The 14,303-nt window shown below is 36.1% G+C and carries 10 protein-coding genes; all 10 read left to right on the top strand.

Annotated elements, in window-relative coordinates; genetic code table 11:
• Positions 1–14 precede the first annotated feature (14 nt).
• Positions 15–1,298 carry a sugar ABC transporter substrate-binding protein gene (locus RTL21_RS03955; protein ID WP_312093529.1) on the top strand — a complete coding sequence of 428 codons (1,284 nt, stop codon included), beginning with the start codon at positions 15–17 and terminating at the stop codon, positions 1,296–1,298.
• A 59-nt stretch (positions 1,299–1,357) separates the two neighbouring features.
• Positions 1,358–2,275 (top strand): carbohydrate ABC transporter permease, encoded by a 918-nt coding sequence (locus RTL21_RS03950; protein ID WP_312093527.1) that lies wholly within the window; start codon positions 1,358–1,360, stop codon positions 2,273–2,275.
• Positions 2,276–2,295: 20 nt separating this feature from the next.
• Positions 2,296–3,114, top strand: coding sequence for a carbohydrate ABC transporter permease (locus tag RTL21_RS03945; protein ID WP_312093525.1), 819 nt, complete (start codon positions 2,296–2,298; stop codon positions 3,112–3,114).
• 462 nt (positions 3,115–3,576) lie between these two features.
• Positions 3,577–5,496 (top strand): BglG family transcription antiterminator, encoded by a 1,920-nt coding sequence (locus RTL21_RS03940; protein ID WP_312093523.1) that lies wholly within the window; start codon positions 3,577–3,579, stop codon positions 5,494–5,496.
• Entirely contained in the window at positions 5,493–5,951 is a 459-nt protein-coding gene (locus RTL21_RS03935) for a PTS sugar transporter subunit IIA (RefSeq protein ID WP_312093521.1), read from the top strand. Before RTL21_RS03940 ends, RTL21_RS03935 begins: the two co-directional genes overlap by 4 nt.
• 29 nt (positions 5,952–5,980) lie before the next feature.
• Positions 5,981–6,295, top strand: a complete 315-nt coding sequence (locus RTL21_RS03930; protein WP_312093519.1) for a PTS fructose transporter subunit IIB — start codon at positions 5,981–5,983, stop codon at positions 6,293–6,295.
• A gap of 35 nt (positions 6,296–6,330) precedes the next feature.
• Positions 6,331–7,374, top strand: a complete 1,044-nt coding sequence (locus RTL21_RS03925) for a PTS fructose transporter subunit IIC (RefSeq protein ID WP_312093517.1) — start codon at positions 6,331–6,333, stop codon at positions 7,372–7,374.
• A 28-nt stretch (positions 7,375–7,402) separates the two neighbouring features.
• Positions 7,403–10,024: an alpha-mannosidase gene (locus RTL21_RS03920; protein ID WP_312093515.1), complete on the top strand. Its 2,622-nt coding sequence runs from the start codon at positions 7,403–7,405 to the stop codon at positions 10,022–10,024.
• A gap of 463 nt (positions 10,025–10,487) precedes the next feature.
• Positions 10,488–12,854 carry an immune inhibitor A domain-containing protein gene (locus RTL21_RS03915; RefSeq protein WP_312093513.1) on the top strand — a complete coding sequence of 789 codons (2,367 nt, stop codon included), beginning with the start codon at positions 10,488–10,490 and terminating at the stop codon, positions 12,852–12,854.
• A 318-nt stretch (positions 12,855–13,172) separates the two neighbouring features.
• The gene (locus tag RTL21_RS03910; RefSeq protein ID WP_312093511.1) at positions 13,173–14,177 is read left to right on the top strand and encodes a DUF3231 family protein; all 1,005 of its coding nucleotides are present in this window, start codon (positions 13,173–13,175) and stop codon (positions 14,175–14,177) included.
• The last annotated feature ends 126 nt before the right edge of the window (positions 14,178–14,303 follow it).

The following is a 14,303-nucleotide window of genomic DNA, read 5'->3' as shown; positions in this document are numbered from 1 at the left end:
TAGGAGGGGTTCTATTGAAAAAAATTCTAGGATTATTTCTTTTTCTCATGGTGTTAATGGTAGTTGTTGGCTGTTCAAAAGGGAAAGAATCAGGGGGAGAAGATAGTGATACGGTAACGATAGAATATTGGCAATATGCCTATAAAGCCAAGGTTGATCTAATGGATGAGCTTATTAAAGAATTCGAGGAGGAAAACCCAGGCATTAAAGTAAAGCAAACAACATTCCCTTATGAGCAATACAATGAGAAGGTTGCTACATTAGTTCCAGCTGGAAGAGGTCCAGATGTCATTAATTTATATTATGGATGGCTTCCTAAATATATTGATTCTGGCTATTTGCAGCCACTTCCGGAAGATGCCTTCCCTGTTGATCAAATCGAAAGTGAATACTTCTCCCTAGTAAATGCAGCGAAATTAGATGATAAGTATTGGGCTATTCCAACTGCTGTTCGTACGCTGGCGCTTTTCTATAACAAAGATCTTTTTGAAAAAGCAGGATTAGATCCGAACAGTCCACCAGAAACATGGGATGAATTAGTAGACTATGCGAAAAAGCTGACAGTGCGAGAAAATGGAAAATTGGTAACAGAAGGGATGGCGTACGAAGTTGGTGCGCAGCTGAATAACTGGTTTTATGATGCCCTTGTTTATCAAGCCGACGGTCAAGGATTAAGTGAGGATCGGAAGCAGGTGCTTTGGGACGATACTCCAGCTGGGTTAGAAGCATTTACGTACTTAGTTGAATTTGGTTCCAAACATAAAGTTGGCGAAAGTGGTTTTTATACAGATGATGTAACGGCATTCAAAACAGGCAATGCGGCGATGAATATTGATGGTTCCTTCCGTTTAGGAACATTGGCAACAGAAGCACCAGACTTAAACTATGGAGTTGCACCGCTGCCATCCTATAAAGAGAAAGCAACGCAATCTTCGTTCTGGGCAAATGGCATTACTGCAAAAGTAGAAGGAGAAAAATTAGAGGCATCAAAAAAATTCTTAGCATTTTTAACAAGCGACGAAGTAATGGAAAGATGGATTGATGAAGTTGGGGAATTACCAGCAAAAGAAGCTGTGGCCACACAGGATAAATACGTAAATGATCCATTCTATGGGCCATTTATTGAACAGCTTCCTTATGCGAATGCCCAATTCTATGTCGATGAAACAGCCCAAAGACAGTACGTTATTGATGCTGTTAATGAAGTATTGCTAAATGGGGTTTCGATTGAGGAGGCATATAAGGAATTCGCAGCGAAGTCACAGAAGCTCTATGACGATTATTGGAGTGAAAAGTAAATTAGACGGGATAAAGAAAGGCGATTATCGTCTTTCTTTATTCAGAAAGGAGGGGCTTCATGGCTAGTAAGAATCATTCTACTGTCAAAAAAAAGACTGCTAGATTTACGCTGAAACAGCAAAAATACATATTTGTGTATACATGCTTGCTTATTCCTCTTCTCTTTTTTATCTCGATTCGATTTTTGCCAACCCTTTATACATTTAATATTGGATTTCGGGAGTGGGACATTCTCTCCGAGGATAAACCATTTGTCGGGATGGATAATTATGTAGCCCTTTTTAAGGATGAAATTTTTCGAAAAGCACTAGTAAATACGTTCATTTATGTTGTTTTTGGTGTCATTGGGCAGCTGCTGTGCGGATTAGGGGTAGCTTTACTCCTTCAAAGGATCAATAAATTTGTCGGTGTGCTCCGTGCGATTTATTTTATCCCCTATGTGACAAGCATTGTCGCTGTAAGCTGGGTTTTTAAATGGATTCTGATGAACAACGGAATTGTAAATGATATCTTGATGAAACTGGGATTTGAAGCACAGCTTTTTCTAAAATCGCCGGATCAAGCGATTTATATTATTATCTTAACGATGATATGGCAAGGATTAGGCTTCCAAATGATTATTTTCTTAGCTGGCCTTGAAAATATCCCAAAAATGTTCTATGAAGCAGCAGAAATAGATGGAGCAAACAGCTGGAATAAATTTATTCATATTACCTTGCCATTATTAAATCCGACAATCGTATTTTCCGCAGTCATCGGAAGTATTAGCTTCTTACAAACTTTTACCCAAGTCCAAAATATGACACAGGGTGGTCCACTGAATTCGACGATATCGGTTGTTCTTTATATATATGAATTAGCCTTCCAGCATTTTGACATGGGCTTAGCTTCTGCGGCAACTGTTCTATTATTTATCATTATTTTGATCATTACCATCATTCAAATGAAGGTATTAACGAAGAAATTTGAATACTAGTACGTTATGGGGGTGATGTCTTGAAAAAAAGAAGATACTTTAAAAAATCGATTGTCTATTTTTTATTAATCGTTGGTGCTATTTTTATGTTGTTTCCATTTATTTGGATGGTATCAACGTCCTTTAAGCCACCATCGGAAGTATATGGATTAAAACTACTCGCCGACCACCCTACCTTAGATAATTACCGAAAAATCATGGTGGATACTTTATTTAATAAATGGTTCTTGAATAGCTTTATCGTTGCGATTATTACTACCTTAAGCGTTGCTTTATTTGACACCCTTGTTGGGTATGTTATCGCTAAATTTTCGTTTGTTGGGAAAAATATTATCTTTTTATTCATCTTAAGTTCCCTTATGATTCCGACCGAAATGCTTATTATTCCTTGGTATATTATGTCTACCGATTTAGGATGGGTCGACACCTACTGGGGAATTATGTTTCCAGGCGTCATATCAGCATTTGGTATTTTTCTGATGAAGCAGTTTATGGAATCCATCCCAGATGATTTGCTTGATGCAGCAAGAATTGATGGCTTAAATGAATTCAAGATTTTCTTTCAAATCGCCATCCCACAGGTTTATCCAGCCTTATCAGCACTTTGTATTTTCACTTTCCTAGGAAACTGGAATGCGTATCTATGGCCACTTATCGTCATCGAAACAGAAGAAATGCGTACACTGCCAGTCGGACTTGCCTTTTTCTCAGGAGAAAACCAAACCTACTGGGAAATTGTCATGGCCGGCGCAACTATTGCAGTCGTACCACTTATCATCGTATTCCTAATCTTCCAGCGTCATATTATTAAGGGGATTACGTTGACGGGGTTGAAGTGAGGATGGGACATGGGGGTCAGGTTCCTTGTCCCATCACAGACGTTAAAGAAAATAATTACTTTACTTGAATTTGTTAACAGAAAAGGAACCATTACGGTTTCTTTTTTTATGCTCTGGGTGGTGACACTGTATAGAAATCTTAAGAGATTAATTGATGCAATATTAGATATATGAAGTATGCCAGATTTCAGTTGACATCAAAAGGTAAGTTTGAGCATTCAATGCGGAGATTCGTGGAAGATATAGGACTTATGTATAGGAGGCAGTCTATAATAGGAAGATAGTCTCTGATATATTTATTGATAATGTTTATTCCAGTAATCTATTGAAATAAAAAAATGGCGGGATGAAAATGATAACGTTTCCCCTCTCTTAATTTCCACATTAAAAAGGTAAAAGATGCTGTATGGAAGGTAAGTAGTAGTAAGATATAATGAAACCGTATTCAGATGAGGTGATAATATGAAGCAGGCTTATGAGGATAAATATATGAAAATCATTCAATATATTTTAGACAAGGGAATTACGACTCACAATGAAATTGCTGCAATGATGAATGTTTCAACCAAAACAGTGCGCAAATATCTTGAAGACGTTCAGGATATTTTGATGCAAACAAATTTATCCTTATCTATTAAGCCACGTGAAGGTGTCACAATAATTGGAGAAAAAGAAGAAATCAAACAATTATTGAATCATTTGAATATGAAACCTGTGGATTCGATCGAAGACAGAGAAATGTTTGTTTATTCTCAACTATTGAATAGCAATGGATATGTTAAGATTCAAGATTTAGCTGATAAGCTTCATGTAAGTAGAACAACAATGGAGCATACCATGCGTGAGGTGAGAAAGACATTTGCCAAAAATAATTTGGAAATTATCAGTAACCGTAATGGCTTAAAGCTAAAGGCAAATGAAAATGATAGAAGAAAATTAATGTCAAATGTTATTAATTACTATTGGGGTGGTGTAAGGGCAACTAAAAAAAAGAAACAAAGCCTAAAGCTCAATATTATTATGTCGGCTGGAACTAAGGATTTTATCAATTTCAACACTTTAGATAAGGTTGCTGATATTCTAAATAATTTTATTGAGAAATCGGGTTTGAATGTCACAGATTATGAATATCAATCTCTTGCAATTCATTTAGTAATAGCTATAGAAAGAATTAAGCAAGACTTTTATATTGATAAGCCAATCGAAGAGGAAGAAACGTTATTATCAAGTTCGATATTGCTGATAAACGAATTAGAAGAAGTTTTTCATATCAACATTCCAAAATATGAACAAGAGTATATAAATATTCACATTTCAGCAATTGAGAAAAACACTTTAAATAGTAAAGCTGCCGCTAATGTTGATGTATTAGATCTTAGCACACAATTAAGGAGCTTGATTATAGAAACGCTAGATACGTATCATCCTGATCAAGAATTAATTAAGAATCTTATTGTGCATTTAAATGCTGCAGTAAAACGATTGCAGCTAGGGCTAAATATCTACAATCCATATACAGATAAAATCCGTACAACTTTCCAACGTTCTTTTGAAGTTGCCGTTGAATTAACTGGCGAATTAGAAAAGGTATTCAAAATTCATCTCAATGATGACGAAATAGCGTATATTACATTGCATATTCAGGCTTTCTTTGATCGAGAACCAGCAATCGTCAAGAAAGTGGTGCTCGTCTGTAGTAGTGGATATGGGACATCAAAGCTATTGGAGCAACGCTTAAAGAAAACATTTTCAAAAAAGCTAATGATAACAAAGGTATTGTCACTTAGAGAGTTACAACATACAGATCTATCGGAAGAACTAATTATTAGCACAATCCCAATTGAAAATAGTCCTGTTCCGGTTGTTGTCGTAAGTCCGTTAATGACAGAACATGACATTAAGCTAGTCGAAGAACAAGTAGGAAATAAATTTGAACGTTCTTATATTGCTTTTCGTGAATTAATAAAACAAGAGTTGCTTTTCTTCTCAGAAGATGTGGAAACAATGGAGTCGGTATTGCAAACAATTAGTAACCAGCTCATTCAGCTAGGGTATGCAAGAGATGGTGTATTCGAAAGTGCATTAAAGCGTGAAAATTTGTCATCAACGGCTATGGGGATCTTTGCAATGCCACATGCAGAAGTAGATTACAATGTGCAGCCAAGTATATCAATTTATATCAATTCAACAGGTATTGCTTGGGGAGATGAAAAAGTACACATTGTATTTTTCTTTGCGCTTAATCGAACAGTTAAGGATTCCATTAATGAGGTTTATGCCTATTTTAATGAACTGGTCTCTAATTATTCTGTTATGAAGCGATTAGTGGCTGCTCGGGATGAAAATGACATTCAATCACTTTTGAAGGAGATAAGCTTATGACGACAAAACAAAAGATTCATAAAGATAATATTACGTTAGATTTAGTAGCTAACAGTAAAGAAGAAGTGATTGAGAAATTAGCGAATCTATTATTTAACAATAACTATGTCTCAAATCTAGAAATCTTCATAAAAGATGTAATTGATCGAGAACAACAAATGACTACTGGAATTGGTAATAACTTAGCTATTCCACATGGGAAAAGTGGCGCAGTTGAAGAATCTACTGTTGCTGTTGCACGCCTACAGCAACCAGTAGAATGGGATTCGCTTGATGGAACACTAGTAACTATAGTGTTTTTGTTGGCAATTAAGGATCAAGATAAAGGAGACGCACACTTAAGGCTATTAGCAGATTTGTCGGGTAAATTGATGGATGATGATTTTGTGGAAAGTATCAAAGAAGCGGACAGTGTGGATGCTTTGTATGATGTTTTATCATTTTTAGAAAAGTAAACTTGAGTGAAATTTAGGAGGAATAAAAAATGACAAAATTAGTAGCTGTAACAGCTTGTATTGCAGGTATTGCTCATACGTATATGGCGAAAGCAAACCTTGAAAAATATGCGAAAAAGAATGGAGTAACTATTAAAGTAGAAACACAAGGTGCTATGGGAATTGAAAATAAACTTAAACCACAAGAAATTGAAGAAGCGGATGCAGTTATTTTTGCGGTGGACACTAATGTAGCTGAACGGGATCGTTTTAATGGGAAAAAAATTATTGAAGTAGGTACTTCTGAAGTTGTGAAAGATGGAGCCACGACTATTCAAAAGGCGATAGAACTTGGTCAAAAATAAAAGGGTTTTCATAAATCAACGAGGAGGATGGAAAAATGAGCTTGAAAAAATTGGGTAAAGAAATGCTAAATTATTTTCAAAGTGGCGTATCCTATATGATACCCCTTGTAACAGCAGCCGGATTACTCACTTCCATTGCAGTAATTTTTGGAGGTACAAATGTATGGGATCAAACCGATACATTCTGGGGCGTTATTCGTATGATTGGTCAGACTGGACTACAATTTATTGTACCGATGATTGCTGGTTACATCGCATATGCAATTGCTGATCGTCCCGGCTTAGCCCCTGCGTTTATTTGTGGGATGATTGCGAATGAAATGGGCACTGGATTCATTGGCGGTATGATTGCAGGACTTGCAGTAGGTTACTTAGTTAATGCTTTGAAGAAAATCCCAGTTCCTGCACAAATTATGAGCTTAAAATCGTTAATTATTATTCCTTTTGTTGCAACGGCAGTTGTTGGACTTATTTTTTGGTATATCTTAGGCACCCCTATTACTGCATTAACGGAAGCACTAACTGAGTGGTTAAATGGTATGTCCGGTGCAAACGCTGCAATATTAGCTGCTATTCTTGGTGCAATGATGGCATTTGATATGGGTGGACCGGTAAACAAAATCGCTTATGCATTTGGTGTAGCCTCCTTTACCTCAGGTGGCTATGCAGCTAGTACTGCAATGCTACTCGCTATTGCTATTCCACCATTCGGTATGTTTTTAGCGACCTTGCTAAATAAAAAACTATATTCAGAGAGTGAACGAGATAACGGAAAAACGGCCATGATTATGGGAATTGTCGGTATTACGGAGGGAACGATTCCATTTGCGGTTGCTGATCCATTACGTGTGATACCAAGTATTATCGTTGGTACTGCGGCAGGATGTGCAATAAACGGTGCATTTGGAGTGACACAAGAAACAATGCTTGCAACCTTTATGGCGATTCCTTTTACATCTAATATTTTCTTATACTGTATTGCTATTTTAGTAGGTGGTTTAATTACTGCGTTGATGGTGAATGGGCTTAAGTTGATGAAGTTTAGAAAGAAAGAACAACAACATCAAGCTAATATCTAATTATAGAAGAGAGTGTGGGAGAGCTTTTATGACAAAATCATATATTGTACAGCATACACATTGGGATAGAGAATGGTATTTTACAACTGAAGATGCAAAAGTCTTAAGTGATCAAGTTTTTACAGAAGTATTAGATGAACTTGAAAGCAATCCAAATGTGAACTTTTGCTTGGATGGCCAATCTTCTATTGTTGATGAGTATATTGAATTAAATCCTGATAAGTTACCTGTTATTCAGAAACTTGTCGCAGAAGAGAGGTTATTTATCGGTCCATGGTTTACTCAAACTGATGCACTATTAGTAGATGCGGAATCTATTCTTAGAAATTTGATTATTGGGATAAATGATACGATGAAAAAATATGGTGAACCAATGATGGTTGGTTATTTACCTGATACATTTGGATTTAATGCACAAATACCTACATTACTAAATCAAGTAGGAATAGATAACTTTATGTGTTGGAGAGGCATTAATTTTGAAAAGTTGGTAGAATCGCCATATTTCGTTTGGAAAGGATTAGGGGATCGCTTTGTTTATGCCATGAATTTCCCTTTTGGCTATATGACAGGGTTGATGACGGTAGAAGCGCAAGAAAATATTGAAGCGTTTGTTAAAGAAAAGTTGGATCCATCCATTACATTTCTTCAAGAACACGGTGATAATCAAGATATTTTAATCCCTTCAGGAATTGATCAGAAAAACATTGTCCGTGACTTTGATAAAGTGGTAGAGGCTTTAAACGAGGTAAGTAACTATGAGAATGTGATTAGTGATTATCCAACCTATGTTGATACTATTCGTAAGAAGGAGAACTTACCTAAGTATCAAGGAGAGTTGAGGGAACCTGTTTATTCTAGAGCACATCGCTCAATAGGCTCTGTTCGTACGCAAATGAAGCTAGAAAATTTTAAATTAGAACAAAAGATATTGCGGAGAATCGAACCATTAATGGTTATTGCTAAAAAAAATAATATAGAAATTAGCAATGGACTCCTTCAAAGATTATGGAAAAAAGTGCTTGAAAATCAAGCACATGATAGTATTGGGGGCTGTGTGTCAGATAATGTAGCGGAAGACATTTTTCATCGTATTAAAGAGGCTAATGAAATAGCAGATGGACTAGAGAATTTAATAGCGAAAAAAATTGCTGATAGGCTCGATTTAAAACCAAATCAAGTATTAATTTTTAATACAGATCCAAAACCATTTACAGGGGAGAAAGTGGTTCACATTGTTACCCGTAGTAAAAATATTGCTTTTAAAGAAAGTGAGCAAGCAGTAATTGTTAAAGAAGTCTATTATCCAGAGCGTAAGAATATTATGAAGTTAGTCGCAACTGGGTTTGATTATTTTGATGAGCCTTCTTACTATGAATTAGATGTGTGTATTAACGTTGAATTACCTGGGCTTGGGTATAAAGTGATTGAATTTTCGGAAAGCACTCAGGCGTTAGAGGAAAAACAGGAAGTAAATACTACATGTATTCAAAATGATGTTTACAAGTTGAGATATGAAAATAACGAATTAACACTTGAAACAACCACTGGTTTATTATTTAAAGATTTTGTCAAATTAGTCGATGCAGCAAATGACGGTGATACTTATGATTACTCTCCGTTAGCTGGTGACAAAGAGATTGATCTCTATTATAAAGAAGCGAAGGCATTTGAAGACTCTACAAAACAATCCTTGATGCTTTATGGTGTAATAGAGATTCCATATGATTTAGAAGATAGACTATCCCCCAATCCTCAAACTGGTGAATTAAGTTTTGAATTAGAATTAATCATCAAAAAAGGGGATGATGATTTAATTGAGGGGAAAATAAGGGTGAACAACCAAGTTTTATCGCATCGTTTAAGATTACAAATTGATGTGAGAAATGAGGATGAGACATCTATTGCTCAAATTCAAAATGGTTTTGTTAGAAATAAACCTGACTTTATTCCAGAAGATTGGCAAAAAAAATATGTTGAAAAACCTGTAAACCTAGAGATATTCGATAAAAGTGTGACAGTTGAGGATGAAGGACATCATATTACGGTTTATGCGGATGGGCTAAGAGAATATGAGCGAGTTAAAAATAAATTATTTATTACACTTATGGCAACTACTGGGCAACTAGGTAAGCCAAACTTAGCTTGGAGACCAGGTAGAGCATCTGGGGATACGACTAATGAAGGGCATATTATGATGCCGACTCCATTGGCTCAAGAGCTCGGGATTAACCAATTCACATTTGCAATTCGTGTAGTAGGGCAACCATTTAATGAAATGGAGACAGCAAAAATATCTTATGATAGATTAAATCCGTCTATATCCTATCAAAAACAATTGCTAAATGTATTTATTAATCGGTTAGATAATAAAATATGGCCACAAAGAAAAATAGAGCCATTATCATCTGTGTTTTCACTACTTGAATTACCTGAGCATTTAATTGTATCTGCAATTTATCCATCCTATCGACATGCAAATGCATTTGTTATTCGTTTAGCAAATCCGACTTCGAATGAAGTGAAAGTGGATGATAGTTTGATAGCAAATGCTAAAATAATGAATGCTTTAGAAGAGGAAATTAATAGAGAATCCTTGATAAAGCCTTATGATTATATGACACTTCAAATTGAATATAGTGCCAAATAGAATGGCAGTATCACAAGCAGGGGGGAAGTTCTCCTGCTTACTTTTTTGACTTTCTAGGAATATCTTAGTTTTGCTAAATGTTTTTTGAAAAAGCTTTTTATCACCAGTAGTTTACTCCCCTCTTCAACAACTACTTCCTTTTTCACTATAGTATCTATCATTCTCATTAATATTTTCATATAGTTTGAGATGCAAAATAAGCTTATTAAATATTAAAGCGAATGACGAGATTATTAATAACTGGTGATTTATGAAAGGAAACCCTTAGGAGAATGACTAATACACTTATAATCTACCTGGAAAAGTGCTGAAGGTAGTATGTAATATAAAATAAAATTTTAAAAATAGAAAATTTTCTGATATAAAAGTACTATTTTAAAAAAGTGAAAAGGATAATTGAATATTAATTTAGAATATTTAATTTTGTAGTAATTACATATTTGAATTAGAGGGGGATTTGTTGGTGGTTAAGAAGAAGCTTAAACAAACAGCATTGGCTGCGGTACTTGGAATTAGTACGCTCTCACTTGGGTTATATGGCCCTCCTGAGAAAGCTGCTGCAGAGGCGGCATATAAAGAAGTTGTTTCGAATTATGGAGGAGCTCCCATTGATTTAGGCATTGCAAATGATGAGAGGCTCATTGAGATGCTGAAAAAAGAAGGGAAATTAGCGAAGGATGCAAGTTCTAAAGAAGCGGAAGAAGCTTTACAACAATATTTAAAGGGTAAAGCGGAAGGTGCTAAAAAAGAAACAAAGGATAAATTGCCGAAAGCTTTAGCTGAATTAGAGACAAATGGAGAAAAAGAAACTACGAATAGTCTTCAAAAAGGAAAGGGAAATAAATTAGGACAGGCAAAGAAAAATAAGGTTGATTCTGTAGAAAAAGAAGCCTATAACGGGGAAGTTCGTGAAGATAAAGTACTCGTTTTAGCTATAGAATTCCCAGATTATGAAAAAAGCTCTATTACAAAAAATGAAACAGATATGTTCTATGAAGATTACACACATGAACATTTTCAAGATATGATTTTTGGAGAAGATGGCTATGAAGGTCCGAATGGTGAAAACCTTGTCTCGATGAAACAATATTATGAAGAGCAATCTGGTGGAAGCTATACGGTAGCTGGGGAAGTTGCTGGATGGTATACAGCTGATCACGAAGCATCTTATTATGGAGGAAATTATCCTGGACCAGAGGATAGTGATGCACGTCCTCGCCAGCTAGTCTATGAAGCATTAACAAAAGCTGGGCAAGATCCTAATGTAGATTTAAGTGAATATGATGTGTGGGATCGTGATGATTATGATGGTGACGGTGTTTATAATGAGCCAGATGGCATCATTGATCACTTAATGGTTATCCATGCAGGTGTTGGGGAAGAAGCAGGTGGCGGTGCCTTAGGTGGAGATGCTATTTGGTCCCATCGCTGGAATTTAGGTAACCTAGTTGCAGTACCAGGTGGCACTTCTAATAGTGATCGTTTTGGTGGTTTACTTGGTGCATATGACTACACAATTGAACCGGAAGATGGAGCGGCTGGGGTATTTGCTCATGAATATGGCCATGATTTAGGATTGCCTGATGAGTATGATACGCAATATTCTGGTGGCGGTGAAGCTGTAGCTTATTGGTCCATCATGGCAAGCGGCAGCTGGGCTGGGGATGTTCCTGGAACAGAGCCAAGTGGATTTAGTGCTTATGCGAAGGAATTTTTACAAGGAGCACACGGAGGTGATTGGTTAAGCGGTACAACTTTGAATGTGGAAGATATTACAAGTAGTGGAACAGAGCTTTTATTAGACGAAGCGGTAACAAAAGGAACCAATAATGATGCAGTTCGTGTTAATCTTCCTGATAAAGTAACAAATGTGAACACACCAGCAAGTGGACAATACGAATATTTTGGTGGCAGTGGAAATAATTTAGATAACTCTATGAAAACAACTGTAGACCTAACGAATGCAACTAGTGCTGAGTTAAGTTTTAAAACTTGGTATGATATTGAAGTGGATTGGGATTATGCGTCTGTTAAAGTAAATGGAGAGTCTATTAAAGGAAATATTACCACAACAGAAAATCCAAATGACCAAAACCCAGGTAACGGAATTACAGGAAGTACAAATGGGGAATGGGTGGATGCAGCCTTTGATTTAAGTGCATATGCTGGTCAAAAAGTAGAAGTAGAATTTAATTATTGGACAGATGTTGCGGTTGCAAATCCAGGTTTCTATGTGGATGATATTAAAGTAACGGTTGATGGATCAGAAGTAGTAACAGACGATGTGGAAGGTGATTCTGCCTTTACTTTAGCTGGTTTTAAGAAAGATGAAGGAAAGTTCTATTCTAAACATTATTATTTATTAGAATGGAGATCCCAAAATGGAGTAGATGAAGGGCTCGCTCATATTCGTCGCGGTGCTAGCTTAATGAGCTACGATCCAGGTCTTGTTGTTTGGTACGTAGATGAAGCATATGGTGATAACTGGACAGGAATTCACCCAGGAGACGGTTATTTAGGGGTAGTCGATGCTGATCAGCATACTAATTACTGGAGCGATGGAGTCGTTGGAACTACACGTTATCAATTAAATGATGCAGCCTTTAGTTTAGGTAAATCAAGCAAAATGCTGTTAGATTACTCTACTATTAATGGCACAACATTAAAGGATAACTTTACAAAGAGAACACCACTATTTGACGATAGTGCAGACTACAGTAACCCAGGAAATATCGAAGCAGGACGTAATATTCCTACTACTGGATTGAAAATTCGCATAGTTGGCGAAAGCAGTGATGGTACTGTAGGTAAGGTTTTATTATTTAAATAGGAATGATTGGGAAGCATAGGGCTGGTTCGGTCTTATGCTTCCCTTTTTATGTGGATGGAAACAGGTGGAAGCGGAAGAACCGTCTGAGATTATTGAAAAAGCATCGTTTATCATCCTCCCATATATAATTTTTAAGGTTGCTGATTTGTAGATTAATTCCATCCCATCATTCCGAAACATGTCTTTTCATGTATTTTTCTTTGCAGTGTTTCCTCCTTTTCAGCATAAAGATAAATTAGTTTACTGAAGCCTCACTTATTTTTCATAGATATTCATACTATATACTGAATTGGTCAATAATATCCAAGAGGTGATAATATGGATGATGCTAAATCAAAACTCACATCTTCTGAAATAGGAACGCTTTGGGGAGAGTATATAAATGGAACAGCCGTGGATATTGTAAATAGATATATGCACTCCATTGTTGAGGACGAGTCCATTAAAGCTATTTTTGCGGATGCTATTAAGACGTTTGCGAAACAAAAGAAACAACTTGCAGCTTTTATGGAGAACGAGGGGTTTCCGGTTCCAATAGGATTTACTGAAACGGATCTCTTTAAAGGGAAACAGAGATTGTTCACAGATATATTTTGCTTGAATTATTTACATATCATGACATTACATGGTTTGTTAGGTCACACTACTGCATTATCTGTTTCTGTGAGAAAAGATTTACGGGAATTTTACGATTCTTGTGACAACGATGCAAAAAAGATGTACCACCAAACAATTGAGTTATTGCTGGAGAAGGGAAGTTTTCAAAGAGACCCTTTATTTTATCCAGCTAAAAACCCTGAATTTATTTCTAGTAAAGATTTCACTGATGGATTTTTCGGAAAAGGAAGAAAATTATCAGCAACAGAAATCATTAGCATTTCATTCAATCTTAAAAAAAGCATTATGTCTAAAACCCTTTCTATCGCATTTAGTCAGGTCGCTCAAACAAAAGAAGTAAGAAAGTTTTTAACGGATTCCCAAAACACGGCGGATGGTCAAATAAAAACATTTTCAAAAATAATGCAATCCGATAATTTACCAGTTCCGAAATCGTGGGAAACAGAAGTGACGACTTCAACGGACTCGCCTTTTTCCGATAAATTAATGATGTATCATATCGGATTCTTGTTTCAAGCAGCACAAAACTATCATGGGGGAGGACTTTCATCAGCTATGCGTACAGATCTTGTAACCGCATATGAGGGTACTATTCTAAAAAATCTTATGGTAACAAAGAAATGGTTTAATATTATGGTACAAAATAAATGGTTAGAACAACCGCCTCTTGCTCCAAACAGAAAAGAGATTGTAAAAGAAATTTAGTAAATACGAAAATCTAAGTGTTAGAAACCACAAAAAGAAAAAAACTCATAAGTTTGTGCATTTGATATAGTGCGACCTTCCAAAAAAGAAGGCTAAGCCTAAAAGAGAAAAAAGGACGACCAGGGT

This window comes from Niallia sp. (assembly GCF_031978665.1).
Lineage (GTDB): Bacteria > Bacillota > Bacilli > Bacillales > Cytobacillaceae > Niallia.
Note: the sequence above shows the minus strand (reverse complement) of the source record. Positions and strands in the feature narration are given on the sequence as shown.